This is a genomic window from Streptomyces sp. FXJ1.172 (assembly GCF_001636945.3).
Taxonomy (GTDB): domain Bacteria; phylum Actinomycetota; class Actinomycetes; order Streptomycetales; family Streptomycetaceae; genus Streptomyces.
Map to the genome: position 1 here is coordinate 666,123 of NZ_CP119133.2, position 25,689 is coordinate 691,811.

General features: G+C 68.7%; 21 protein-coding genes and 3 pseudogenes. 13 read left to right on the forward strand and 11 right to left on the reverse strand.

All coding sequences use genetic code 11. The annotated features are described in order from the left end of the window. Positions 1–63: 63 nt before the first annotated feature. Positions 64–1,137: an alpha/beta fold hydrolase gene (locus A6P39_RS03275; protein ID WP_079133758.1), complete on the reverse strand. Its 1,074-nt coding sequence runs from the start codon at positions 1,135–1,137 to the stop codon at positions 64–66. Between the two features lie 75 nt (positions 1,138–1,212). Continuing rightward, positions 1,213–1,944, reverse strand: a complete 732-nt coding sequence (locus A6P39_RS03280; RefSeq protein ID WP_067054442.1) for a maleylpyruvate isomerase family mycothiol-dependent enzyme — start codon at positions 1,942–1,944, stop codon at positions 1,213–1,215. Positions 1,945–2,384: 440 nt separating this feature from the next. Between A6P39_RS03280 and A6P39_RS03285 the strand changes: the two genes are divergently transcribed. Beyond that, positions 2,385–2,720, forward strand: a complete 336-nt coding sequence (locus A6P39_RS03285) for a hypothetical protein (RefSeq protein WP_275883795.1) — start codon at positions 2,385–2,387, stop codon at positions 2,718–2,720. On the opposite strand, the gene istB is transcribed toward A6P39_RS03285, so the two are convergent. Together istB and istA are read right to left on the reverse strand one after the other, a co-directional pair. Further along, a complete protein-coding gene (gene istB, locus A6P39_RS03290) occupies positions 2,666–3,436 on the reverse strand; it encodes an IS21-like element helper ATPase IstB (protein WP_067040196.1) in 771 nt (256 codons plus the stop codon). The two genes, A6P39_RS03285 and istB, sit on opposite strands and share 55 nt — an antisense overlap. A 109-nt stretch (positions 3,437–3,545) precedes the next feature. Beyond that, on the reverse strand, positions 3,546–4,784 hold the full coding sequence (gene istA / locus A6P39_RS03295; protein WP_443052806.1) for an IS21 family transposase: 1,239 nt from the start codon (positions 4,782–4,784) through the stop codon (positions 3,546–3,548). A gap of 200 nt (positions 4,785–4,984) precedes the next feature. On the opposite strand from istA, the gene A6P39_RS03300 reads away from it, so the two are divergent. The 6 genes from A6P39_RS03300 to A6P39_RS03325 all read left to right on the forward strand — a co-directional run bounded on the left by A6P39_RS03300 (position 4,985) and on the right by A6P39_RS03325 (position 12,399). Continuing rightward, positions 4,985–5,575 carry an enoyl-CoA hydratase/isomerase family protein gene (locus A6P39_RS03300; protein ID WP_067040184.1) on the forward strand — a complete coding sequence of 197 codons (591 nt, stop codon included), beginning with the start codon at positions 4,985–4,987 and terminating at the stop codon, positions 5,573–5,575. A gap of 538 nt (positions 5,576–6,113) precedes the next feature. After that, complete coding sequence (locus A6P39_RS03305) at positions 6,114–6,716, forward strand: TetR/AcrR family transcriptional regulator (RefSeq protein ID WP_067040181.1); 603 nt, start codon at positions 6,114–6,116, stop codon at positions 6,714–6,716. Further along, complete coding sequence (locus tag A6P39_RS03310) at positions 6,713–7,591, forward strand: alpha/beta fold hydrolase (protein WP_079133161.1); 879 nt, start codon at positions 6,713–6,715, stop codon at positions 7,589–7,591. The genes A6P39_RS03305 and A6P39_RS03310 overlap by 4 nt, the downstream gene beginning before the upstream one ends. 72 nt (positions 7,592–7,663) lie before the next feature. Next, positions 7,664–8,491 (forward strand): class II aldolase/adducin family protein, encoded by an 828-nt coding sequence (locus A6P39_RS03315; RefSeq protein ID WP_079133160.1) that lies wholly within the window; start codon positions 7,664–7,666, stop codon positions 8,489–8,491. Between the two features lie 121 nt (positions 8,492–8,612). Continuing rightward, a complete protein-coding gene (locus tag A6P39_RS03320) occupies positions 8,613–9,722 on the forward strand; it encodes an alpha-hydroxy-acid oxidizing protein (RefSeq protein ID WP_067040187.1) in 1,110 nt (369 codons plus the stop codon). Positions 9,723–11,157: 1,435 nt separating this feature from the next. Then, positions 11,158–12,399, forward strand: coding sequence for an IS256 family transposase (locus A6P39_RS03325; protein ID WP_067049883.1), 1,242 nt, complete (start codon positions 11,158–11,160; stop codon positions 12,397–12,399). 4 nt (positions 12,400–12,403) lie between these two features. Here the strand turns inward: A6P39_RS03325 and A6P39_RS03330 are convergent, their stop codons facing one another. Then, complete coding sequence (locus A6P39_RS03330; RefSeq protein ID WP_331454085.1) at positions 12,404–12,577, reverse strand: hypothetical protein; 174 nt, start codon at positions 12,575–12,577, stop codon at positions 12,404–12,406. A gap of 152 nt (positions 12,578–12,729) precedes the next feature. On the opposite strand from A6P39_RS03330, the gene A6P39_RS03335 reads away from it, so the two are divergent. Beyond that, positions 12,730–12,996 (forward strand): three-helix bundle dimerization domain-containing protein, encoded by a 267-nt coding sequence (locus tag A6P39_RS03335; RefSeq protein ID WP_067057342.1) that lies wholly within the window; start codon positions 12,730–12,732, stop codon positions 12,994–12,996. Positions 12,997–13,208: 212 nt separating this feature from the next. Here the strand turns inward: A6P39_RS03335 and A6P39_RS03340 are convergent, their stop codons facing one another. Next, positions 13,209–14,165, reverse strand: coding sequence for a hypothetical protein (locus tag A6P39_RS03340; protein WP_067057345.1), 957 nt, complete (start codon positions 14,163–14,165; stop codon positions 13,209–13,211). Between the two features lie 305 nt (positions 14,166–14,470). Between A6P39_RS03340 and A6P39_RS03345 the strand changes: the two genes are divergently transcribed. The 4 genes and pseudogenes from A6P39_RS03345 (at position 14,471) to A6P39_RS03360 (ending at position 18,617) form a co-directional block, all read left to right on the forward strand. Further along, on the forward strand, positions 14,471–14,665 hold the full coding sequence (locus A6P39_RS03345; RefSeq protein WP_234379329.1) for a hypothetical protein: 195 nt from the start codon (positions 14,471–14,473) through the stop codon (positions 14,663–14,665). Continuing rightward, a pseudogene (locus A6P39_RS03350) lies at positions 14,614–15,457 on the forward strand (alpha/beta hydrolase); the annotation flags it as partial. The gene A6P39_RS03345 and the pseudogene A6P39_RS03350, both read left to right, overlap by 52 nt. Positions 15,458–15,713: 256 nt before the next feature. Beyond that, a pseudogene (locus A6P39_RS03355) lies at positions 15,714–16,620 on the forward strand (alpha/beta hydrolase); the annotation flags it as partial. A 1,052-nt stretch (positions 16,621–17,672) separates the two neighbouring features. After that, positions 17,673–18,617, forward strand: a complete 945-nt coding sequence (locus tag A6P39_RS03360; RefSeq protein WP_234379320.1) for a hypothetical protein — start codon at positions 17,673–17,675, stop codon at positions 18,615–18,617. Between the two features lie 421 nt (positions 18,618–19,038). On the opposite strand, the pseudogene lysA reads toward A6P39_RS03360, so the two are convergent. Both lysA and A6P39_RS03370 read right to left on the reverse strand, forming a co-directional pair. Then, a pseudogene (lysA, locus tag A6P39_RS03365) lies at positions 19,039–20,369 on the reverse strand (diaminopimelate decarboxylase). A 14-nt stretch (positions 20,370–20,383) separates the two neighbouring features. Further along, a complete protein-coding gene (locus A6P39_RS03370; RefSeq protein WP_067057355.1) occupies positions 20,384–20,722 on the reverse strand; it encodes an SAV_915 family protein in 339 nt (112 codons plus the stop codon). Between the two features lie 319 nt (positions 20,723–21,041). Between A6P39_RS03370 and A6P39_RS03375 the strand changes: the two genes are divergently transcribed. Next, on the forward strand, positions 21,042–21,608 hold the full coding sequence (locus tag A6P39_RS03375; RefSeq protein WP_067057358.1) for a universal stress protein: 567 nt from the start codon (positions 21,042–21,044) through the stop codon (positions 21,606–21,608). A 5-nt stretch (positions 21,609–21,613) separates the two neighbouring features. On the opposite strand, the gene A6P39_RS03380 is transcribed toward A6P39_RS03375, so the two are convergent. From A6P39_RS03380 to A6P39_RS03390, 3 genes are all read right to left on the reverse strand, one after another. Next, positions 21,614–24,163, reverse strand: a complete 2,550-nt coding sequence (locus tag A6P39_RS03380; RefSeq protein ID WP_067057361.1) for a sensor histidine kinase — start codon at positions 24,161–24,163, stop codon at positions 21,614–21,616. Between the two features lies 1 nt (position 24,164). After that, positions 24,165–24,848 carry a response regulator gene (locus A6P39_RS03385; protein WP_067057364.1) on the reverse strand — a complete coding sequence of 228 codons (684 nt, stop codon included), beginning with the start codon at positions 24,846–24,848 and terminating at the stop codon, positions 24,165–24,167. Positions 24,849–24,981: 133 nt separating this feature from the next. Next, complete coding sequence (locus tag A6P39_RS03390) at positions 24,982–25,689, reverse strand: potassium-transporting ATPase subunit C (RefSeq protein ID WP_067057367.1); 708 nt, start codon at positions 25,687–25,689, stop codon at positions 24,982–24,984.

The window sequence follows — 25,689 nt, forward strand, 5'->3', positions numbered from 1 at the left end:
CCCGCTCGGCCCCGCTGGACGGGGTCATGTGCAGAGGGGCCCGAACCGGTCCTTTACCCCGGATCAGGCGGCGGTGTGCGCTGCGCGGTAGGGGACCAGAAACGGGGTCAGCGCCGCCAGCATCTGCTCGGGTGCCTCTTCGGCGACCCAATGGCCGGTGTCGGGGATGACCACGGTCTGCACGTCGTGTGCAGCAGCCTTCATGGTGACCCCGGCTCCGTCGGCAATGCTGAGCGCTCCGCCGATTGCCAGGACGGGCATGGTGAGCAAGCCGGACTTCTGGCGTTCCAGGTTCTGCGCGAGCGTGGTGTCGAACGCGCGGTAGAAGCTGAAGCTGCCGCGCAGCGCGTCGCGGTCGGAGGCAGTGCTGATGTAGTAGTCGACGGCGTAGTCGGGTAGCTTCTTCGCAGCGTTGATGTCGAACTCGAAGCCGAAGAAGATCCCTTCCCGTCCTCTGACGAGCAGCTCGTTTATCGTGGCGAGGCGGTTGAAGCCGATGTGCCAGATCCGGTCGTTGAGCCACTCGGGGCCGAAGGCCGGCGGCGAGATGCTGATGCCCGGGAGGGGCGCCTCGGCGACGACCAGGCGGTCGACCCGCCCCGGGTGGTCGGCGGCAAGGGCGTAGGCGATCGGCATTCCGGTGTCGTGGCCGACGACGGCGAACCGCTGGTGGCCGAGCTCGTCCATCAGGGCGGCCAGGTCGTCGGCGAGGGTGGCCGTGTCGTAGCCGTCCTGGGGCTTGTCGGTCAGGCCGATGCCGCGTTGGTCGACGGCGATGACGGTGAAGTCCTTGGCCAGGGTGGGCATCAGCAGGCGCCAGGCGTACCAGGTCTCGGGCCAGCCGTGCACGAGCAGCAGCGCCGGCCCGCTGCCGCCGACGACCACGTGCTGGCGCAGTCCATTGGCGTGGACGAACCGGCTGGTGAACGTCTCGGTGAACCCTGCGGGCAGGTGCGGCGCCTGGGAGACGGTGCCGAAGCCTTCCGCACTCGCGCCCGCCAGCGGTCCGCGGCCGGTTCCTCCTTCGGCTGCTACGGCCGACTGGGCGTGGAGCACACCGAGGGATCCGGCGGTCACTGCAGCCGCCGCTGCGGCCGACGTGGCGAGGAACTTCCGCCGAGAATGCGACGGAATCATGTCAGACACAGTAGATCTTGGTGCTCCCGTTTTCGCGGGACAGCCGGGGGCGCCGGCGATAGAAGAGGGAGCCGGTCAGAGCGTCAACGTGGCCGTCAGCAGGGCGTTGGCCGCGGCGATGTCACCGCTGATCCATTCCGGGTTTGCGGGCTGCCGCTTCCACAGGGCGAGCAGCAACTCGGCGGCGGGGGCCTGCACCGTGGCCGCCGCGGCCTCCGAGTCAACCGGCAAGGCCTGCGGCATGTCGCCCGGCTGGATCAGCCAGCTGTGTCCGGTGTCGGTGGTGTGAAGTGCCACGGGCGCCGGCAGCGGCTTCTGCTCGCCGTTCTGCCAGACCCTGGGGACCATCACGGCGAACACCTCGTCCACGCCGTCAGCCGCGATCAGCGGATCGACATGCACGTCGGCCCCGGTGGCCAGTTGGGCATCGACCAGGTGGACCGCGGTGTCCTGGGCCACGCGGCGGAACCAGAGCGCCGCCACCGCGCCTTCGTAGCCGAACGCCCAGGTCGGTGTGGTGGGGTCGGTCTCCTCCAGGGTGGCCAGGATTGCGGCCGCGCCCCCGGCGTACCAGTCGGCAATCTCCTGCCCGGCCGTCGGGGCGAAGTGCTCGCGGGGCACCTGCCCGGTCTGCAGCAGGGCTGCCGCGAAGCGGGACGCCTGGCCCAGATGGATGCCCAGGTCGTACATGCTCCAACTGCCACAGGTGGCCACCGGGGTGGCCGGGTCCGCGATGCGCAGCAGCTGCTCGAGCGCCGCCGCCTCCTCACGCAGGGTGGCCAGATACCCGTCGGTGGCGAGCGGCAAGGGAGCGGGGACTGATTCAAAGTGACCTCCGGTACGACGGGGGACCTGATGACAGCGGTTGCCTCGGCCGCCAGATGACTAGGCCTGCATGCAGGACGCGATCGGGTGAACGCCGCCTCTGGGGCTGGAGGGAAGCATGCACGGCAGACTTGCACTTTATAAGTCAGACTGCTCGACCAGGCATGACGGCATACAGGGAAGGCAACCCCGCCTCCCCCATTCGGCCAGGCCGGGGTTTCGTTCCGCCATGCCGACGCCGACAGGCCACGTCCGCACGATGCGGCCGATGGGACCAGAAGCAGCCACGCAAGTGCCGTATCGCGGCCGCCAGGTGGACAGTTCGACCGATCAGTCAACGGCGGCGGGCGGCATCGAGGCCTCATGAGCACGTAACCCACAAGGATTGACCTTCAGAATTATAGCCAGCCACTCTGCGGCGCATGCCAAGCGCACCGCAGTTCCACGTGTCCGAAGTGTCGTCGTCCTACTGGAACGTGACCTTCTCCAACGGCCCGATCAACCTCATGGACGTGGACACCATCGAGCAGCTCGCCGACCTGGTGGACCGCATGGAGCAGGCTCCCGACCTGACCGTGGTCGTCTTCCGGAGCGACAACCCCGACTTCTTCATGGCGCACTTCGACTTCCTGGCGGATAAATCGCGCATAGTGTCCCCGTACTCGTGTGAGTGCACCGCCAAGTACGGGGATACGTGCACCACTCAGGCCACGTCGGTGTCACGCTCGATGGCCTGGAGCCGGTTCTTGAGCCGGTAGCTGTTGCCGTTGATGGGAACGACCTCGCAGTGGTGCAGGAGGCGGTCGAGGATGGCGGTGGCGAGGACCTCGTCGCCGAAGACCTGACCCCACTCGCTGAAGGCCTTGTTCGAGGTCAGGATGATCGAGCCCTTCTCGTAACGCTTGGAGATCACCTGGAAGACCAGGTTCGCCTCCGCTCGCTCGAGGGGCTGGTATCCCACCTCATCGACCACGAGCACGCCCGGCCGCAGATACGTGCCGAGCTTGCTGGTCAGCCGACCTGCCGCCTCGGCGGCTTTGAGGTTGCGGACCATGTCGTCGAGGCTGGTGAAGTAGATCGAGTAGCCGGCCCGACAGGCCGCGACGGCCAGGGCGACGGCGATGTGCGTCTTACCGACGCCGGGCGGGCCGAGCAGGGCAACATTGGCCTTCTCCTCGACGAAGGAGAGGCTGGCGAGGTCCTTGACCTTGCGGGGGTCGAGCTCGGGCTGGAAGGAGAAGTCGTAGTCGTCCAGCGTCTTGTGGTGCGGCAGCTTCGACAGCCGCAGGCCCTGACGAAAACGCCGGTCGTCCTTGACGGCGAGTTCCTCGGACAGCACCAGGTCGAGGAAGTCGAGATAGCCCATCTTGTCCTCGTCAGCCCGCTGGATGTACTGGTTCAGGACATCGGCCAGGTGAGGCAGGCCGAGCTTGACGGCCGTGGTGCGGATGCGGGTGCCGGTCAGCTCGCTCAACGGGCTTCCTTCGTCGAAGTGTTGGACTTGAACGGGCGGGTGCCGGTCAGCTCGTCATAGACCGACAGCGGACGGCGGCCGACCTCGACGCGGGCAGCAGCGGCCCGGCTCAGCAGGGCCTGCAGCGGGCCGGCCTCCGGCCCAGATGAGAGCTCTCGGCGGGGCGAAGGCGGGCTGTCGCCGGTGGTGACGCGGCGGCCGGCGCCGGTAGGCAGACCGTCCCAGTGCCTGTCGTCGACGATGCGGGCGCCGCGGCCCACAGCCCTCGGATGGGCGGCCAGCAGAGTCTCACCGTCCGAGCCGGGAACCGTCGAGTGCAGCGTGACCTGGGACTTCGTGGCACGGATCTCGACCAGCTGGCGGGGCGGACCCTGCGGGCGGGCACCGAGTAGAGGTTCGCGTCGAAAGCGACCAGGCAATCCTTGCCAACGTGCCGCAGATGCCGTTGGGCGACCACATACGGAGTCTCGGGCAACGGACGCAGAGCCATGTGGTCACGCACCGCCCGATGGCCGATGACCTCGCCATGAGTGCCATGCACCTTCGCACGCCGCAGCGGCACCCAGGCCGCGAAAGCGGCGTTCATCTCCTCGATGGACGCAAAGGCCCGTCCGGCCAGCACGTGATCGCGGACGATGCCGACCTGCCGCTCGACGCGACCCTTGCCCTGCGGCCGGTAGGCGGCCAGCACGTCGATATCGAAGTCGTAGTGCCCGGCGAACGCGACCGCCTCCGGATGCAGCGGGACCGCCTCGCCCGGGGCGACGTGCCGGCGCACGACGGTCTTGGTCCGGTCGTAGACGATCGTCATCGGCACCCCGCCGAAGTGCACGAACGCCTGCCGGTGGCAGTCGAAGAAGGTCGCCAGGTCCTGGCTGGTGGTGAAGCAGCAGAACGGGTCGCGCGAGTACGACAACGTCATGTGGAACGAGTAGACCTTCGGAATGCCGACATGAGCGAGGACCTTGCCCTCATCACCCCAGTCCACCTGAGCCTGAGCCCCAGGCACCACCTCGAACCGGCGGTGCAGACCGGCCAGTTCACCCGGGCTGATCCCGAGTTCCTCGGCGATCCGGGGCCTGGCCTCCTGCAGGTAGAGCTTCACCCGCTGGTAGTTGATCGTGACCCCGTACTCCTGGACCAGGCGCTCGTGGATCACCGCCCCTTTGAGCAGGATCTCCGCCCTGAGCATCGCGTCGATCAGCGGGGCAACCTCGTCCACCACCCGCCGCCGTGGCCGTCCGTTCGGCTCCCGCTGCGGCGGCGCAGCCGACACCTCACCCGACAGGTACTTCGCGACCGTGCGGCGGTTCAGCCCGGTCTCCTTCGCGATCTCCCGCAGGCTCATCGCGCCGGACTCATACAAACCGCGAAACCGCCGAAGCTCCAGCCAGCGATGCGGATCCAAGACCACCGTCAGCCGCCCCTCTGCCACCCCTAACCGACAGCAGCAGACTCGCGACCCTTGCCCCTCACCGCATCAAGAACGGTGCACTCTCATCCGTACGAGGTGGTGCACGTTCACTTGTACGCGGACACATAGCCGCCATGAAGCCCGGCCCCACAGGGCTCCACCCCTACTCGGACAACTTCATCCGCCTCGGCAGGGTCCCAGCCGTCACGATCTCCGCACTCAAGGGCCGCACCCGCGGAGCGGGAAGTGAGTTCGCGCTGGCCACGGACATCCGTTTCGCCGGACTCCGCGCGGTCCTGGGGCAGTTCGGTGTCGGGGCCGTGCCCGGCGGCAACGCGACGGGACACCTGGGCAGGCTGGTGGGCCGGGGCCGCGCGATGGAGATCCTGCTGGGGGCCGACGACTTCCCAGCGAAACTGGCGGCAGAATACGGCTACGTCAACCGCGTCCTCCCCGAGGACGAACTGGATGATTTCGCCGACGCCTTCGCCCACCGTATCGCAGGGTTCGACAAGGTCGCCGTGGCCGGAACCAAGGCCCTCATCGACGAGAGCATCCCGATTTTGGATGAAGAGTTCGGATCCGCCCTGACCACCTACTTCCAAACGGTAGGACGGCCCGTGAACGAACACCGCGTCCGGCGCCGCTTCGAAGGAGGCCTGCAGAAGCCGGACGGCATCGAACTCGACCTCGGCAAGCAGGTCGCAGAGAGCAACCGGAGCTGACGCCTGCGACACAGGGCCCAGAGCGGGACCTGGCCCTCACCGAAGCCGGCGAAAGTCCGGCATGAGTGAGCACGCCGGGCGGCGTGGAAACCACAGCCGGGACGGCACCTCTCCGAGATCGCCGTAACCCGTCCCAGCCGGACTCTGGGCAGCCTCCCACCCGGGGTTCGGTCGGCCGGCGGGACCACCACCGCCCGCGTCCATCCGGACCCACCGTCCTACGCTGACAACGCTCGTCCGGACTCTCCGGGCACATTGGCCTCATCTGCGACGCCCGTGGCCATGAAGTGCCCGTCGTGGCGCCGCCGGGCGGCCCCACGACGGCCTGAGCAGCGAGTCGGAACCCGGCCGCAACTTGCTCGATGCAGCCTGCTCGGTTCGAAGAGCGTCCCCGGGCGTGGATACCGCCGTCGCGGGCCTTGCGTCAACGCCAGTCTCACTCGATAATGGTCCCTATCAGATAGGAATCCATATCCGATAGGGACACCTATCTGGCTTCCGGCATCGTCAAGCGCCTTGACAAAAACAGGTGGGATGCATGACACAGCGCGTGACCAAGAGACGACGTGAGACGAACGAGCGCCTGCTCGACGCGGCCGAGCAGGCGTTCGCCGAGTGCGGGTTTCAGGGTGTCTCGATCGCGGAGCTGTGCGCACGGGCCGGCTACACGACCGGCGCGTTCTATTCGAACTACGACTCCAAGGACGAACTCTTCCTCGCGCTGTTCACTCGACGCTCCGAGATCGTCCTGAAACAGCTGAGTGAGGCGGTGGACCAAGCCCTCGTCTCCGAGCAACCGGTCGCCACGTTCATCGAGCTGGCGAGCGTCGTGGACGAGCAGACGCGAACCTGGTTCCTCATCTCCACCGAGTTCACTCTCCACGCCATCCGCAACCCCGAGGCGGCCCAAGCCCTCGCCCGCCACGACGCGGCGATCCGGGCGGCAATCGCGGAGCTGCTCGCACCACTCCTCGCGACCACACAGCGCCAGGTGACCGAGACGGATCTCGACATGCTGCTGCGCCTCGTCGTCGCCGTCCGGGAAGGCGGACTGGCCCAAAGCCTGGTGGAACCGGCAGCGCTCCCGCACGGCGAGCTGGAACGCCGGTTCCTGCCCGCACTGTTCGGAGGGCTCCGATGACGGTCAGTATCGAGCAATGGTGGTCCGAAGGCGAACTGCTCCCGCTCACCGTCGCGGGAGTCCCGCGCCAGGTGTTCGTCCGCCGCATCGGCAGCGGCCCCGTGATGACCCTGCTCCACGGGTTCCCCAGTTCGTCGCACGACTGGGCCCGGGCGGTACCTGCTCTCGCCGCTCGACACACTCTCCTCATACCGGACTTCCTCGGCTTCGGCGCGAGCGAGAAGCCGGCCGATCACGACTACTCGATCCACGAGCAGGCCGACCTGGTGGTCGCGTTGTGGCAGCACGAGGCGGTGACCTCGACGCATCTGGTGGCACACGACTATGGGGCCACCGTGGCGCAGGAGCTGCTCGCGCGCAGCGCCGACGGGTCATTGAGGAGTCGGATCACGAGCCTGACGCTGCTGAACGGCGGCATCTACCCGGAACTCCACCGGCCGGAAGCGGCCCAGACAGCGCTGCTCGACCCGGAGATCGGCCCCCGGCTCAGCGCATCGCTGACCGGCGAACTCATGGCCACCGCCCTCGCACCGACCTTCGCCGAGCACTACGACTCAAGCGCCGACACAGCCGCGATGTGGAAGTGCATGAGCCACGGTGACGGCCATCTGAACTCCCACCGGCTGATCCACTACATCACCGACCGCACTGCCCACCGCGACCGATGGGTGGAAGCCATGGAGACCAGCGATCTGCCCAAGACGTTCATCTGGGGCCTGCTTGACCCCATCTCGGGTGCCCACATCGCCGAGCGGATCGCCGAACGCATGCCGAACGCGACACTCCACGCCCTTGCGGACGTCGGCCACTGGCCCCTGCTGGAGACGCCGCAACGTGTCGCCTCACTGATCCTCACCACGGGGGGAAGCGGCTGAAGTCCGCACGGCCCCTGTCACCACGCTCACGGCTCGACCACGTCTGCACACATCGAGAGGACCAAAAGGACAATGACGCTCACGCAGCGCCACGCCCCCGAGATGCTTGACCTGATCCGAGCCAACATCGGCCCGATCCCCGACGACTTCGATCTCCCGCTCCCGCCCACGGGGCTTTCGGTCGAGGAGGAGCGCGACGTACGCAAGCAGGAACTCGCCGCCGCCTTCCGGGTCTTCGGGAAGCTGGGCTTCTCCGAGGGAGTCGCCGGGCACATCACTGCCCGTGACCCCGAATTCCCCGACACGTTCTGGGTCAACCCGTTCGGGATGAGTTTCCATCAGATCAAGGTCTCCGACCTGGTCCGGGTCGACCACGAAGGCAATCTGCTGCACGGCAAGCGCCCGGTGAACCGTGCCGCCCTCTGCATCCACGCCGAGGTACACAAGGCCCGCCCCGACGCCGTCGCGGCCGCACACGCGCACTCCCTCCACGGCAAGGCGTTCTCAGCACTCGGGATCCCGCTGGCACCACTCACCCAGGACGCCTGCGCCTTCTTCGAGGACCAGGGCCTCTACGCCGACTATCGCGGAGTCGTGAGCGACTCCGACGAGGGGCGCCGCATCGGCGAGGCGCTCGGCTCGTCGAAGGCCGTCATCCTGAAGAACCACGGCCTGCTGACCGTCGGACAGTCGGTTGCCGCCGCCGCGTGGTGGTTCATCACGATGGAACGATCGTGCCAGGCACAGCTTCTGGCCATGGCCGCGGGCACCCCGCACGAGATCGACCGGGAGACCGCGGAGCAGGTCCGCACGCAGATCGGCGGGCCGCTCGCAGGCTGGTTCCAGTTCCGTCCGCTGTGGGACCAGATCATCGCATCCTCGCCGGACCTGTTCGGCTGAGGCTGCCGACCGAGCCAGACCGGCCCGCCGGGCCACAACCGACCGGGAGCAGGTGGAAAATCACGTGTCGAACTTTGGCGACTACCAGTTCGATATCTACCTCAACGGACTCTCCGGCATCATGCCGAAGTTGCCGATGACCTTCGCAGAGTTGGAGGAGCGAGGATCCAAGGCGTTGGACCCCGGGCTCCTGTCCTACGTCGCCGGCGGGGCCGGCGACGAACGCACCCAGGACCTCAACGTCTCGGTGTTCGACGACTGGGGGCTCATCCCGAGGATGCTCGTCGACGGGGCCCAGCGCGACCTGTCCGTCGAGCTGTGTGGGCTGTCCCTTCCGTCCCCGCTGTTGATGGCGCCCGTGGGTGTGATCGGCCTGTGCGCACAGGACGGCCACGGCGACCTGGCTGTGGCACGAGCCTCGGCGAGGACCGGCGTGCCGATGATCGCCTCCACTCTCTCGGTCGATCCGATGGAGGAGGTCGCCGCGCGGTTCGGTGACACCCCGGGCTTTTTCCAGCTGTACACCCCGAACGACCGGGAGCTAGCCGAAAGCCTGGTGCACCGGGCTGAGCAGGCGGGTTTCAAGGGGATCGTCGTCACACTGGACACCTGGATCCCGGGGTGGCGGCCTCGCGACCTCAGCCGCTCGAACTTTCCCCAGCTGCGAGGGCTGGCCCTGGAGAACTACTTCAGCGACCCGGTCTTCAGGTCCCGGTTGGCCAAGCCCCCGGAAGAGGACCTCCAGGCCGCAGTGGGAGCCTGGGCGACGACCTTCGGCGACCCGCACCTGACGTGGGACGATCTCGCCTGGTTCCGTTCCATGACCGACCTGCCGCTGATCCTCAAGGGAATCATGCATCCCGAGGACGTCCAACGGGCCGTCGACGGCGGTGTCGATGCGATCTACTGCTCGAACCACGGTGGACGCCAGGCCAACGGTGGCCTCGCCTCACTCGACATGCTGCCGGACGTCGTCAATGCGGCAGGCGAAACTCCGGTGATCTTCGATTCGGGTGTGCGTTCCGGCGACCATGTGGTGAAAGCCCTGGCGCTGGGCGCGCGAGCGGTAGCGGTGGGGCGGCCCTATGTCTACGGTTTGGCGCTGGGAGGCGAGGACGGCATCGTTCACGTGTTGCGTTCCCTCCTTGCGGAGGCTGACCTCCTCATGGCGGTCGACGGCTACCCCATGATCGCAGACCTAAGCCCCTCGGCCTTGCGGCGACGGCCGTGACCCGGCGGTTCAGCCTGCGCCGAACACATGCACGCGGGTTTCCCGTTCGAGCCCACTCACTCGTGTTACTGAAGAGCGTTACGAGGCAGATGCACGGCCGCACTGGGTCCGCGCCGACGCGTGATCCACCAGCAAGCCTCGCGGTGGAATCCCAACAGCGCCTGCGGGGCGCCAAGCACAACGAATCTAGTGATCGGGCTTGGGCAGCCGGCTCGCCGGGGCGGACGTGCTGTCCAGCGCGTCAGGCTGCGGGAACCGCTTCGCGGACGGAAGGCACCTGCGGTGTTCACCTTGATGCGACGCAGACCGGCTACGGTGGAGAGCGCGTTGAAATCCCACATTTCCCCGATCCCTGCCATCGTCGTGTCGAGCATGTTCAGTAAGCTGCCGCCAACTCGAAGTCGCAGGTCAAAGGTCTGGCATGACCGGCTTTCGAGGTGCTCGCGCTGATCGCGGGCGGGAACCTGTGGAGTAGATCGACTGGCAGGACATCGTGCGGTGGAATAGACCCTACGGCCAATCCCCCTCTCGCAAGAATCGGATCGCGCTCTGTTCACCTGATGCGTCGTCACCGCGCATCCGTCGGGTTGGCAGGGGGGGTGGCTGTCGTTGTCGTCAGCATCTTTGTGGTTCTGGGACCACTGCGCTGGTGACACGGTGGAGGACCTTCACGGCAAGGACCGGGCCGACGCGCTGAACGCTGTGCGTCAGATGGTCCTGGCCGGGTTCGCTGGAGCCTCCGTACTGCTCGAGCTGAGGTACACGGCTCGCATCTACCAGCTTTCGAGGCGTGGGAAGGTGACCGAACGGTTCAGCAGGGCTGTCGGACAGTTGGCCTCCGAGAGGCTCGAAGAACGACTGGGCGGTACGGGTGTCGTAGCCGTCCCTGAGCTTGTTGGACAGCCGGTGACCGGGCTGGTCGACGGCGAGGACCATAAAGTGCCTGGCCAGCGTCGGCATCATTGGGCGCCAGACGTACCAAGTCTCGAGGTCTCGGGCCAGCCGTGCACCAGGAGCAGTGCCAACCCGCGTGAACGTCCTGGTGAGCCCCTACGAGCGGGGCACCCACTGGACGGCGCCGACGCCTTCGGACGCCGGGGCGGGCGTGGCGCTCGGTGACCCGCCACGAGGTGTCACGGCACCGGTCAGCGTGACACCTCGCCCGCCACGGCCGCGCGCAGCACGTCCCGGCGGGGCATTCGGGCGCCGAACCCGTCCATGGGGTTCTCGTTCGCAGGTTCCTGAGACTCCCATTCGCATCTGGCGGTCGCCTACCCGGTGAGGCACCGATGGCGTCCCACTTTGTGGTGTAGCCGATCAAGGCTAGGGCGTACGCCCCGGGGCGTGTGGTGATGGGGATTCCGCTCCCTGCCCAGCAGGCGGGCCACCTGCAACTCTCCTTGGTGAACGGCCAGTTCAACCCGGGAGGTGCACGGTGGCCCTGTCTCAGTCTGACCTACTCCGCCTGCTGGAGTCACTACGTTCGGCGGACGGGCTCGAACTCGTCCGTTCGGTGGCCGAGCGGATGCTCCAGGAATTGATCGAGGCCGAGGCGAGCGCGAGGATCGGCGCGGAGTGGAACGAACACACCGACACCCGCACCGCGCTGCGCAACGGGCACCGGGACAAGACACTGACCACGCAGGCCGGCGACCTGGACCTGGGCATACCCAAGCTGCGCTCGGGCAGCTTCTTCCCCAGCCTGCTGGAGCGCCGCCGGCGCATCGACCAGGCCCTGTTCGCCGTCGTGATGGAGGCGTACGTCCACGGGGTGTCCACCCGCTCGGTCGACGAGCTGGTCAAGGCCCTCGGTGCGGACAGCGGGATCTCCAAGAGCGAGGTCTCGCGGATCTGTGCCGACCTGGACACCCAGCTGACCGCGTTCCGCACCCGGTCGCTGGACCATGTCCGCTTCCCCTACATGTATCTGGATGCGACGTACTGCAAGGCCAGGGTCGCCCACCAGATCGTCTCCCGGGCCGTGGTGATCGCCACCGGTATCACCGAGGACGGCGGCCGCGAGGTGCTGGGAGTGATGGTCGGCGACAGCGAGACCGAGGTGTTCTGGACCCAGTTCCTTCGCTCCTTGCGCGAACGCGGCCTGAACGGGGTCCGGCTCGTGCTCGGCGACCACCACTCGGGCCTGGTCAAGGCGATCCGCAAGGTGATCATCGGTGCGGCCTACCAGCGGTGCAGGGTGCACTTCCTGCGCAACGTCTTCGGCGTGATCCCCAAGGACGCCGCCGAGATGGTCGCCGCCACCATCCGCACCATCTTCGCCCAGCCCGACCAGGCCGCCGTTCGCCGCCAGCTCGACACGGTCGCCGACATGCTCGGCGCGCAGTTCCCGCAGGTCAAACAGATGCTCCTGGAAGCCAAGGACGACCTGACGGCATTCGCAGCCTTCCCCGAACGACATTGGAAGAAGATCCAGTCCACGAACCCGCTGGAGCGGGTCAACCGAGAGATCAAGCGTCGCATCGATGTCGTCCAGGTCTTCCCCAACGACGACGCGCTGCTGCGGCTGGTCACCGCCGTGCTCTTCGAGATGCACGACGAGTGGATCGCCTTCCCCCGCCGCTATCTCCCCGAGGGCAGCATGGACCAGATCTACCCCGCCGAGCTCCCCGAAAGCGCCCCCGAGCTACCCAACACCACCAACACAACCGCCGATTGATCGGCTACACCACGACAAGGGACACAACCGAGGCACCGGGACCGATCACCTCGTCCGAGGCCGCGCCCACCCGGCGCATGGCCCGGGGTGCCCCCACGGGATGCGTCCACAAGCCCGACGGGCGGATGTGCACCTGGGACGTCCGGCCCATGCTGCGGCGCATACGGCGCTGTCCCATGCCGACGATCGGCCTCGGTGGCATTCCTCCGTGCGGGCCGCTGTACTGAAGGCCCGACGTGGACCTGCACCTCACGACGCGTGTCATCCAGCGCTTCTCGGAAGACCTCAGGGAGACGACGGCTGTTCGGCATGTGCCCGGTTCGCGGGGGGGTGACCGAGCACCTCGGCTGTGACTGCGATGTCGTCCTGCTGATGAGCCTCGTCAGCATCGCGCTGCAGGCCCATCAGGCGGTGTGTCCGTTCGTGGACGCACCGCCCGCGGTGTGCAATTTCCGCCGCGTCACGGTGGTGGACCGCGACAATGAAGCCGTCGTGGCCGGTGCCTGTGCCGCGTTCAGGGACCGGCCTGTACGTGACTTCGTTCCGATCCTCGTCGAGCGCAGGGCGCGGCGGATCCTGGATGGGGCTTCCGAGTGATGCGACGGCTCTGTCCGGCGCCGACGGTCTTACACGGTGATCGACGCCTTCTTCGGCCTCGCCGACACGATCATCACCATCTGTAGCCTGATCGGCCGGGTCTGGACCACCCACCGCCGGGACACACGCCCACAACACCAACCATGACCGGCCGCCTACCTGCGCGGCCCCCTTAGATCGGTGGCCGTCCGGTCGGCCATGTGGGTGTGCGGTCAACTGATGCCGACGATGCCGGTCAGCGGGTGGGGGAGGGACACGATGTCGCGTTCCCCTCGCCCGTCGGCCGGTCCGCCGGGCAGCGGGACGGCGCGGATGTGTCCACCGAGGTCGGACACGTAGGCGGTGTCCGCGTCGGCGTCGACGGCCAGGCCGATCGTCTCGGCGAACCCGCTCGCCAGGATCTGCGGTGTACCGCCGGGGGCGCCCGCGGCCGGAACCGGTGCCCGGTTGAGGGTGTTGCCGGCCGGCGGAGCGCCGCGGTCGGTCCAGTAGAGCCAGTCGCCGTCGAGGTGCAGGTCGATCGGCTCGGGCAGGCCCGTCCAGAGCACTTCGATGTCGCTGCGCCGCTCGGGGCTCTCCCCGGCGAGGAGCTCGAGGCCGCAGCGGAAGATTCGGCCCTGGCCGCCCTTGGCCGGGCCCTTTTGCGTCCAGTAGAGGTGCCCGCGTACGGGGTCCACGGCCACGCCCACGCATTCCTGCGAGATGTCACCGGGCGGGTTGACCACCAGGTCGGACAGGCCGCTGCCGTCCGTCTGGACTCGGCTCACCCGGCAGCCCTCACGGTCGCCCCAGTACAGGAACCCGGCGCCGTCCGACGCCAGTTGCTTACCGGTGGTGATCGCTCCGGGCTCGACCACGTCCCGGCGGCCGCTGCCGTCCAGACGTACCGCGTGTACGCCGCCGTTGCGCCTGGAGAAGTCCTGGGCCGCCTCCCCCGAGCCCTTGGCCGGATCGTGCGTCGCCGTGCCCATGGTGGTCCAGTAGACGACACCGGCCTCGACGACGATCCCGTCCGGGGCGGAACCCGCGTCCTGGACCAGGGTTTCCACCTGGCCGTCCGCGATGCCGACCCGCAGCACGCTCCCCGGTACGGCCGTCAGGGCCAGCAGTTCGTCCCACACCTGGCTCTCCTCGTGTCTCTCGGCATGGCCAGCGGGCGTGCCTTCCATGGCAGTGGGCTCCGCCCGGCGGTGCGACTGCAGATGGGCCGATCGGCGGAACGGATGGATGACACGGGAGAGGCTGTATGCCACCGAGTCCGGCCGCAGCTGAACTCTGCCTCGAACGGTCTTCCCCGGTTTCCGACTGCATGGCGCGCGCTGAGACTGAGGTTCCGAGGCGATTCACCATCGCAGCAATCGCAGCTGCCGCCACGAGAGCAGGAACCAGCATGTCCTTCGCGCTCCCCACGAACATCGAGAGCCGTCCGGTCGCGGTGATCGGCGCAGGCACCCTCGGCCGCAGGATCGCGCTGATGTTCGCCGATCGCGGCGGGCTCGTCCGGATCTACGACAAGTCCGCGCAGGCCGGCGAAGCGGCGCGCGCCTATGTCGAGAAGAACCTGCCCAAGGTCGTCGCGAAGATCCAGGGCGGCAAGCCGGGCTCGGTGGCCGTCACCAGGTCCAGTCCGGTGAGATCGGCAAGCCGGAGATCACCGAGGAGTGGGTGACCGTCCAGGGCGGCCCCACCGGATCAGTGCGGGCCCGCATCGTCCGCCCGGCCGACGCCGACGGACGCTGCCGGTGATCGTCTACCTGCACGGCGCCGGCTGGGTCTTCGGCAACGCCCACACCCACGACCGCCTGGTACGCGAACTGGCCGTCGGCGCCCGCGCGGCCGTCGTCTTCCCCGAGTACGACCTCTCCCCGAGGCCCGCTACCCGGTCGCCATCGAGCAGAACTACGCCGTCGCCCGCTGGATCGTCACCGACGGCGCCTCCAAGGGCCTGGACGCCGGCCGCATCGCGGTGGCCGGCGACTCGGTCGGCGGCAACATGTCCGCCGCGCTGACCCTGATGGCCAAGGAGCGTGGCGACGTCCCCCTGGTGCAGCAGGTGCTCTTCTACCCGGTCACCGACGCCGCCTTCGACACGCCCTCGTACCACCAGTTCGCCACCGGCTACTTCCTGCGCCGGGATGCCATGCAGTGGTTCTGGGACCAGTACACGACCGACGAGCGGCAGCGCGCCGAGATCACGGCCTCCCCGCTGCGTGCCACCACCGAGCAGCTCACCGGCCTGCCCCCGGCCCTGGTCATCACCGGCGAGGCCGACGTCCTGCGGGACGAGGGCGAGGCGTACGCGAACAAGCTGCGCCAGGCCGGTGTCCCCGTCACCGCCGTTCGCTACCAGGGCATCATCCACGACTTCGTGATGCTCAACGCCCTGCGCGAGACCCACGCGGCCGAAGGCGCCATCAGCCAGGCCGTCGCCACCCTGCGCACCGCCTTCGGCACCGTCTGAGCGCGCTCACCTCACCGCACCCGCATTCAGTCCGCCCCCCCCCTCTCACCTCACCTCACCTCACCTCAGCGATCTGGTAGCGCGTACCAGGCGCCACCGGGCCAGGAGCTTCCCCATGCGCACCGTCCCCGTCCGCATCAACCGCAAGATCGCCGTCGCCGCGGCCGTCGCCCTCGTCGCCGGTGCGACGATCGCCGCCGCCGACGCCGACGCCTCGGCCTCCCCCGCCGCGCCCTCCGCCACCACGACCGCCCCGATCCTGGAGAAGGACGCCCGGACGTTCGCCGCCGCGGCGGCGAAGAACCCGCCGATCTACACGCTGTCCTACAACGACGCCCGGAAGGCGCTCGACAGCGCGCAGTCCGGGCCCGTCGACAAGCTGCCGGCCGATGTCAGTCACCGCACGCTCAAGGTGGGACCCACCGGTGAGGTGACCATTCGGATCGTCCGCCCCGCCGGTGTGAGCGGCAAGCTCCCGGCCGTCATGTACTTCCACGGCGGCGGCTGGGTCCTCGGCAACGAGAACACCCATGACCGGCTGGTGCGCCAGATCGCCAACGGCGCCCGTGCCGCGGTCATCTTCGTCGACTACACGCCCTCCCCCGAGGCCCGCTACCCCATCGCCATCGAGCAGGCGTACGCGGCCACCAAGTGGGTCGCCGAGCACGGTGACGAGATCAACGTCGACGGCTCCCGCATCGCCGTCGCCGGCGACAGCGTCGGCGGCAACATGACGGCCGCCGTCACCCTCATGGCCAAGCAGCGCGGCGGCCCCGCCCTGCGCGAGCAGGTGCTCTTCTACCCCGTCACCGACGCCAACTTCGAAACCGCCTCCTACCGGCAGTTCGCCGACGGCCCCTGGCTGACCCGCAAGGCCATGAACCCGCAAGGCCATGAAGTGGTTCTGGGACGCCTACGCCCCCAATGCCAAGGACCGCAAGCAGATCCTGGCCTCCCCGCTGCGCGCGAGCCTCAACCAGCTCAAGGACCTGCCCAAGGCCCTGCTCATCACCGACGAAGCCGACGTCCTGCGGGACGAGGGCGAGGCGTACGCCGCCAAGCTCCGCGCCGCGGGTAACGACATCACCACCGTCCGCTACCCCGGCATCTTCCACGACTTCGCCATGCTCAACGCCCTCGCCAACACCAACGCCAGCACTGCCCGAGCCTGTTCTCGGCATCGAGTGGGTCCGACTTGCCGCGCCGCCGGCGGTCGGCCCGGTCGAACCGGTTCACATCGAAAACGTCCACACCCTGGGCCAGCAGGTAGCGGGACAGGGCTGCCCCGAAGGAACCGGTACCTTCCACTCCGGCCCACCGGACCATAGGACCACCTCCCCCGGCGGCCGACGCCGACGAGGACGCGAAGCGGAGGACGTGCCGGTCATGCTCGTTCCCTTTCAGACCCGACGGCTTGTCCCCTAGCCGGCGCGGGCCGTGCGGACGGTCAGAATCGTGATGACGCCATTCCGGCAAGCCCCTATCGAGACACGTCCATCAACCCGAGATCAACAGTGCACTGTCCCCTGGCCGGCGGTCGACACGGTGTGATCAGGACACCTCGGTCAGAGATCTCAGGAGTCAGACCCCGCCGTAGGACAGGCACCCACCTACGGTTCTCGGCCCAACCGGCCTCCAGCCACGTCAGCCCGCTCGTTCGAGCGAATTGACTCGAAGCACCGGTCGTCTACCACCGGAACTGGCACCCTGCCGCCGTCGTGCGTCACTTCGAGTCGAAGGCGGACCATTGGAACGGCGGGTCAATGAGCGGCAGCTGTCGGTGTTGCAGTGGGTGGGAGCCGGGTGCCCTGCGGGCGTATGGGACACCAGCTCCTACAAGACCACCTGCCAGGCACTCCACAACCGTGGCCTGGTGGCGGTCTCCCGGAAGAGCGGGCAGTGGAGCGTCGCCCTGACAAGCGCCGGTCGGCACTACCTGGCACACGGCACTTACCCTTCCCACGGATCACGCCCGCGGGAGACCCAAGCCACCGCTCCACAACCCCGGTCCACCCGAGCGCAGGAAAAGTCGGCCACCCAGCGGAAGCCAAGCCCTCCCTCACAGCCTCGCGTAACGTTCACAGAGCAGCTGTTACAGGAACTCGCGAAGGCCGGCGGCGGGATCGTCAAGAGTGGCAGCGGTCCCGACTTGGAGAAGTGGCCGTCCCGCGTCGCCGCCGCACGCAGATCCGGAAGGATTCCGGCAACGAAGGAGTTGTACGGAAACTGGTGCAGCGGCGGGTACGAGATCAAGCTCGTCGACATCCCCGCCTGGCGCCTTGCCGTCCTCGACCCCGTCCCCGTGCCCTCGCGGCTCACTCAGCCGCACGCCGTTATCCGGGCCATGCAGAACGAACGCCAGCCGCTCGGCCTGACCAAACCCGTCCAAGGACGCGCTCTCCGCCTCATCCAGGCACTGATCACCACCGCCGAGGCCGAAGGACACACCTGCTCGGCCGGGCAAAGCGGCTTCGCACCCCCGTCTCATCGCCGCCGCAGGGCACATCCCCACTTCACCATCACCGCACAGGGCCAGCCAGTGGGATTTCTCGTCCTCCAGGAACAGGACCGCACCGAGCACGTCGCCACCGAGAAGGAACTCGCCGACGCCAAGAAGAACTCCTGGGGCAGAATCCCCCGCTTCGACTACACCCCGTCCGAACGCCTCCGTATCGTCCTCAGCGGCGGCCAGCCACACCGGGCGAGCGAATGGGCCGACGTTCCCGGCCGCGCCCTCGAAGAGCAGCTCGCCGAGATCGCACAGGAGGTCACGCTTCGCGGCGAAGCCGCCGAACGCAGACGCCAGGACGAGGCCGAAGCGGCACGCCAGAAGCGCATCCGCTGGGAAACCGCCATGGAACAAGCCCGCATCCAGTACGCGGAGGCGTACCGCGTCCGTCACCTAGAAGCTCAGGAAGCGGCATGGCGCCACGCCACCCGACTGACCCAATACGTGAGCGCCGTACGCACGCGAGTCGAGGCCATGCCTCCGGGCCAGGCCAGAACCGAAGCCGAGGAATGGATCAGCTGGGCAGCAGCCAACGTGGAGCGCCTCGACCCATTGAACACACCGCCCCGGCTGCCCGACATTCCTAACCCACGGGCCGACGACCTGAAACCCTTCCTCGGGCACTGGAGCCCCTACGGCCCCACCTACTGAACGCCCGCTCCACGAAAGCGTCCGGCCCGCCGAAGTATCGGCGCGACAGCCACCGCCCTCAGCGGCGCCGGAACCCGGCTGCTTCTCCTTCAGCTCCCGCAAGGACAGCCTGCGGGGGTGCGTCCCTCACCTGGCATGACCTGGGCGACCAGCCAGGTGATGCCCTGTCAGAACGCGCGTCAAGTAAGCGTCATTTCAGTGATCCTCATGCCGCTGCCATGCCAGGCCGGACGTACCGCACAAGGCCGCCGCCGGGGTGCAGCTCGCGACGTACCAGGCCGAACACCATCGGGACCTCAGCAGGGCCGGTCGTGCGTTCCGGTCAGCGTGTACCGGGAGGTAGGCGAGCGCTTCCCTGCACGGCCCGGGCGGCGCGGTCGGCATGGTGAGGGAAGACCGACCCGCCCGGGAGTCATCTGGGCTACAGGCACACGTCGCGGCTGCGGATGTCCTCCAGGGATTCGCGGCGTACGAGAAGGCGGGCGGATCCGTCGCGCACGGCGACCACCGGCGGGCGGCCGACCAGGTTGTAACCGGAGGCCATGGACAGGTGGTAGGCGCCGGACACCGGTACGGCGAGCAGATCACCGAGGCGGACGTCAGCGGGAAGTGCTACATGTGCGGCCAGCACGTCGCCCGCCTCGCAGTGCCGGCCGACCACAGTGACCGGGGCAGTGTCCGCGGCGCTGTGGCCCACCAGTCTGGGCGCGTATCGGACGCCGTACAGGGCCGGGCGCGGGTTGTCGCTCATGCCGCCATCGACGGCTACGAAGACGTGGTCGCCCGTGTGCTTCACGGGCAGGACGCGGTACAGGGCGACCCCTGCTGGGCCCACGATGCCCGGCCCGGTTCGATGATCAGGCGCGGTACCGGAAGTCCTGCGGTGGAGCAGGCGTCGGCGAGTTCCGCGCGGACCTTGCGGGCCAGTGCCGTCAGGTCCAGGGCGTCCTCGCCGGGGCGGTAAGCGATGCCGTGGCCGCCGCCGAGGTCGAGTTCCGGCAGGACCAGGCCGTGCTGCTCGTGCAGACGGGCCATCAGGCCGACCATGCGGCGTACGGCGACCAGGTACGGCTTGACGCTGGTGATCTGGGAACCCAAATGGCAGTGCAGGCCAGTGAGTTCAAGCTGCGGCTGGTCGAGGATGCGGATGATGGCGTGCTGGGCGTAGCCGTCGGAGATGGACAGGCCGAACTTCTGGTCGTCCGTGCCGGTGCGGACCTTCTCGTGACCGCCCGCGCTCATACCGGGCACCACCCGGACCATCACCTTCTGGTGCCCGTCAGAGCCGACGGCGGCGGCCAGCCGCGCGATCTCCGAGGGGCTGTCGATGACGATCCGGCCGACGCCCAGGCGCAGGGCGGTGTCCAGGTCGCGCGGTGACTTGGCGTTGCCGTGCAGCACGATCCGCTCGGGCGGGAAGCCGGCGGTGACGGCGAGTTCGAGTTCGCCGGCGGAGCAGACGTCGAGGCCGAGGCCCTCCTCATCCATCCAGCGGGCCATGGACCGGCACATGAACGCCTTGGCCGCGTATACGACTTCGGCGTCGGGGAACGCGTCCTGGTAGGTGCGGCAGCGGTCGCGGACCTCGGCCTCGTCCAGGACGTAGACGGGCGTACCGAAGCGGTCGGCCAGTTCGGCGAGCGGTACGCCGCCGACGGTGAGGTCGCCGTGGGCGGACTCGGTGGTCGAGGCGGGCCACACCGACAGATCGGTGAACCTGCTGGTCGCGGTGGGTTCGTGAACCGTGGTCATCGTGGCTTTCTCTCTCAGGCGATCCTTGCGATCCGCAGCGCGGGAATCTCGTGGGCGACCGGCGTGGGGGCCGGGGCGGTGAACTGCGGGTCCACCGTGACGGTGGTGACACCGAGTGGGACGGTCAGGGCACGGAGGGCGGGCTCGGCGAGCCGGATCCACGCCTGATCGGGGCCGAGAGTGGCGGTCAGCTGGCACTCGGAGGTGAAGCCGACAGCGGTCCGCTCGCCGAGTGGGGTTCGGAAGAGCCGGGCAGCACATCCGCGGAGACCCGGCCGGACCGGGACGTACAGGGGCCCGGCCGGGAAGCGATCGGAGGGCTCGGGGTCTTCGCCGTACAGAAGTTGTGCCATGGGGTGCCTCCCGAAAGGCAGGGAGTGAGGGATGTGATTACCGCGGACGCGGGAAGGCGGACCGCGACTCGCCCTCGACGTTATGCCCGGTGCCCGCGGGTCCTGGGCATGCCCTGACGGGACGCTGACGACGATCGGTGCGACCTTGACGCAATGCTGATGTCCCAGGTCAGAGGGCGCGGAAAGGGTCGTCAGAAGGGCGTCAGGAACTGGCGTACGGACTGTTCGAATCGCCGGTGCCAGGGTGAGATGGAAGCGGTTCGAAGGAGGATCGCCGGCCGTGAGACCTTCCGTCGGCGTGTGTAGAACGGTGAGAGAGATGTCCGAGTACCGCCCGTCCTCAGCCGCCCGCGTCGTGGTGGGAGTGAGCGGCTCGCTGGGCAGTCTCACCGCGCTGAGCCGGGCGGCCGGGGAGGCCCGGCGCCGAGAGGCCGAGCTGTGGCCGGTGCTGGCGTGGGAGCCGCCGGGCGGGGACCCGGCCACCCTCAGGTCACCGGCCGCGACCGCCATGGTTCCGGAATGGGAACGGCTGGCGCGGGAGAGGCTCGTGGGGGCGCTGCGTGAGGTGTTCGGCGGCGTGGACACCGGTCTGCCCGGTCAGGCGTTCGTCGCGCGGGGCGCCCCGGGGCCGGTGCTCGTGCGGATCGCCGACCGGGAGGACGACCTCCTGGTGGTCGGTGCCGGACGGCGGGGTCGGCTGCACCGGGCGCTGTGGCCGTCGGTCGGCCGCTACTGCCTGGCCCGCGCCGCCTGTCCTGTCCTGGCGGTGCCGCCGTCCCCGCTGCAGGCCGCGCTGGCGGCCGTGCACCGCCGCAACATCTGGCGGCTGCGGCTGGACACCAGGGACATGCGCAGGGAGTTCGAGACGGTGCCGCCCGACGCCTGATCTCCTCAATGGGCAGCGGTGGCCGGCAGGCCCGGCCGTTCCGGTCGTGGCTCCGTTGCCGTCGGTAGGACGAGCACCATGGTGAGGCCGCCGCCGGGTGTGTCCTCGGCGTGCAGCGTGCCGCCGAGGGCTTCGGTGAAGCCGCGGGCGACCGCGAGACCGAGGCCGACGCCGACCCCGCGGGGCGCGTCGCCGTACCGCTGGAAGGGTTCGAAGATGCGGTCCTTGGCCTCGTCCGGGACGCCGGGGCCGCGGTCGACGACCCGTACTTCGACCCGGTCGGCGAGGGCGCTCGCGGAGATCAGGACCCGCTCGTCCGGTGGGCTGTACTTGACGGCGTTCTCGACGACGTTGGCGACGGCCCGCTCCAGCAGTCCCCGGTCGACGTGGACCATGGGCAGGGTCTCGGGGATGTCCAGTTCCACGCACTCCTCCGGGTTGGGGACCCCGCCGAGCGCCATGGGTATTACCTCGTCGAGGTCGGTCTCGCGGATGATCGGAGTGACCGTGCCGGTCTGCAGACGGGACATGTCGAGCAGGTTGCCGACCAGGTGGTCGAGACGGTCGGAGCCCTCCTCGATGGCCTCCAGCAGTTCCGCACGGTCCTGTTCGGACCATTCGACGTCGTCGGACCTGAGCGAGGTCACCGCGGCCTTGATGCCGGCGAGCGGCGTACGCAGGTCGTGGCTGACGGCGGCGAGCAGGGCCGTGCGGATGCGGTTGCCCTCGGCGAGCTCCTTGGCCCGGTCGGCCTCGCTCTGCAGGCGCTGGCGGTCCAGGACCACGGCGGCCTGTGCGGCGAACGCGGCGAGCACCCTGCGGTCGGCGGCGGGCAGCACCCGGCCGCGCAGGGACAGCGCCATGTGATCGCCCACGGGGACGTCGACGTCCGCGTCCTCCGGGACCTCGGCCGGCCTCGGTCCCACGCTGCCCGCGCAGGTCCAGGGAGCGGTCTCGCCGGAGCGCTCCAGCAGGGCCACCGACTCCATGCCGAAGGTCTCGCGGACCCTTTCCAGCAGCGCCTCCAGAGTGGTCTCGCCGCGCAGGACGTTGCCCGCGAGGAAGGAGAGGATCTCGGACTCGGCGCGCAGCCGGGATGCCTGGTGGGTGCGCCGGGCGGCAAGGTCCACCACCGAGGCCACGGACACCGCGACCCCGACGAAGATTGCGATGGCGACGATGTTCTTCGGGTCGGCGATCGTCAGGGTGTGGACGGGCGGGGTGAAGTACCAGTTGAGGAGGAGGGAGCCCACGACCGCCGAGGCCAGCGCCGGGAAGAGGCCGCCGAGCAGGGCCGCCGCCACCGTCAGGGTGAGGAACAGCAGCATGTCGTTGGCGAGGCCGACGTCAGGGGTGGCGCTGGTGAGCAGCCAAGTGAGCAAGGCTGGGCCGAGCACGCCGACAGCCCAGCCCCAGATGACTCGGGAGCGTCCGAGCCGGGCGCCGCGCGCCACCGGCAGTCCCCGTCCCTTGCCCGCCTCGTCGTGGGTGATGAGGTGGACGTCGAGGTCGGGGCCGGAGTCCCGGGCGACGGTGGCGCCGACGCCGGGTCCGAAGACGTACTGCCAGCTGCGGCGGCGGGAGACGCCGAGGACGATCTGGGTGGCGTTGACGCCGCGCGCGAAGTCCAGCAGCGCGACGGGTATGTCGTCGCCGACGACGTGGTGGAAGGTGCCGCCGAGGTCCTCGACGAGGGTGCGCTGGTCGGCGAGTTCCTTCGGTGAGGCTGCGGTGAGGCCGTCGCTGCGGGAGATGTAGACGGCGAGCACCTCGCCGCCGGCGCCCTTCTCGGCGAGCCGGGCCGCACGCCGTATCAGGGTGCGCCCCTCGGGGCCGCCGGTCAGCCCGACCACGATCCGCTCGCGCGAACCCCAGATGGTCGAGACGCGGTGCTCACGGCGGTACTCGTTCAGATACTCGTCGACCCGGTCGGCCACCCAGAGCAGGGCCAGCTCCCGCAGCGCCGTCAGATTGCCGGGCCGGAAGTAGTTGGACAGGGCCGCGTCGACCTTGTCCGACTTGTAGATGTTTCCGTGCGCCATGCGGCGGCGCAGGGCCTGCGGGGACATGTCGACCAGTTCGATCTGGTCGGCGCGCCGTACGACTTCGTCCGGAACGGTCTCCTGCTGGCGGATGCCGGTGATCGACTCGACCACGTCGCCCAGTGACTCCAGGTGCTGGATGTTGACCGTGGAGATGACGTCGATGCCGGCGGCGAGCAGTTCCTCGATGTCCTGCCAGCGCTTGGCATTGCGCGAGCCGGGGATGTTGGTGTGCGCCAGTTCGTCCACGAGGACGACGGCCGGGGCGCGCCGCAGTACGGCGTCGACGTCCATCTCGGTGAAGACGGCGTCCCGGTACTCGATCTCCTTGCGCGGGATCTGTTCCAGGCCGTGCAGCATCACCTCGGTGCGCGGCCGGTGATGATGTTCCACGAAGGCCACGACACAGTCGGTGCCCCGCTCGATACGGCGGTGTGCCTCCGACAGCATCGCGTAGGTCTTGCCGACGCCGGGTGCCGCGCCGAGGTAGATCCGGAGCTTGCCGCGTGCCATGTCATCCTTCGAAGCGATAGCCCATGCCGGGCTCGGTGATCAGATAGCGGGGGTGGGAGGGGTCCGTCTCCAATTTGCGGCGGAGTTGGGCCATGTAGACGCGCAGGTAGTTGGTCTTGTTGCGCTGCGAGACGCCCCAGACCTCCTGCAACAGCTGCTTCTGCGTGATGAGCCGACCGGGGTTGGTCACCAGGATCTCCAGCAGGTGCCATTCGGTCGGCGTCAGCCGGATGTCCTTCCCGTCCCGGAGGACCTTCTTGGCGAGAAGGTCGATGCTGAAGTGCTCCGTCTCGACCAACGTCGTCTCGGGGACGAGCGGGGTGTCCTCGGTACGGCGTACGGCGGCCCGCAGCCGGGCCAGGAGCTCGTCCATGCTGAACGGCTTGGTGACGTAGTCGTCGGCGCCGGCATCGAGGGCGGCGACCTTCTCGTCGGACGCCTGGCGGGCGGACAGGACCATGATCGGCACGCGGGTCCAGCCGCGCAGCGCCTTGATGACGTCGACGCCGTCCATGTCGGGCAGGCCGAGGTCGAGCAGGACGACATCGGGCTGGCGCGCGGCGGCGAGCCGGAGGGCCGTGGCACCGTCGGGGGCGGCGTCCACGCCGTAGTGGCGTGCCTGCAAGTTGATGACGAGGGCCCGTACGAGCTGCGGGTCGTCCTCCACCACGAGCACCCTGGTCATGGGTGTGTGCCTCTCCTGTCATGCGTCGAGCCGTGGGCGCGGGAAGCAGGGCGGCCGACTTCACGGCTGCGGGAGCCGGCGGAACCGGGATGCCTCCCGGGCCGCCGACTCCCGTGTGAATCGCGTAAGGCCGTCACTTCTTGGCCACGAGGTCCTTGAGCGCGATGTTGAGTTCGAGGACGTTCACCTGCGGCTCACCGATGAAGCCGAGGGTGCGTCCCTGGGTGTGGTCCTTGACGAGCTTGTCCACCGCGGCGACGGACAGTCCGTTCTTCGCGGCGACCCGGTGGACCTGGAGTTCGGCGTACTCCGGGGAGATGGCCGGGTCCAGTCCGGAGCCGGACGAGGTGACGGCGTCGGCGGGGACGTCGGCCGGCCTGACCGTGTAGCCGGGGACCGAGTTGTCCTTGACCACGGCGTCCCTGGCGGCGAGCACCTGGGCGCAGAGCGTCTTGTCCGCCGGCTGGGCCGGGCAGACGCCCTTCACCGCGCCGCTGTCCGCGGACAGGTTGGTGGCGCCGGACAGGATCAACGAGTACCGCGTGTTGACGGTGTTCGGGCCGAGGCCGTTCTGCGGGCGGCCCTGGAACCACTTCAGGTCCGGGTCCGCGCTGGTCTGCCCCTTCTTCAGCGGCAGGTTGTACGACTGCCCGATCAGGGACGACCCGACGACCCTGCCGTCCGCCTTGATCTCCGAGCCGTTCGCCTTGTTGCTGAACAGGGCCTGGGCGACACCGGTGACGACCAGCGGGTAGACGACGCCCGTCACCAGGGACAGCACGAGCAGGGCGCGCAGGCCCGCCCCGAGCAACCGGACGGTGTTGGTAACCGAGTTGTTCAT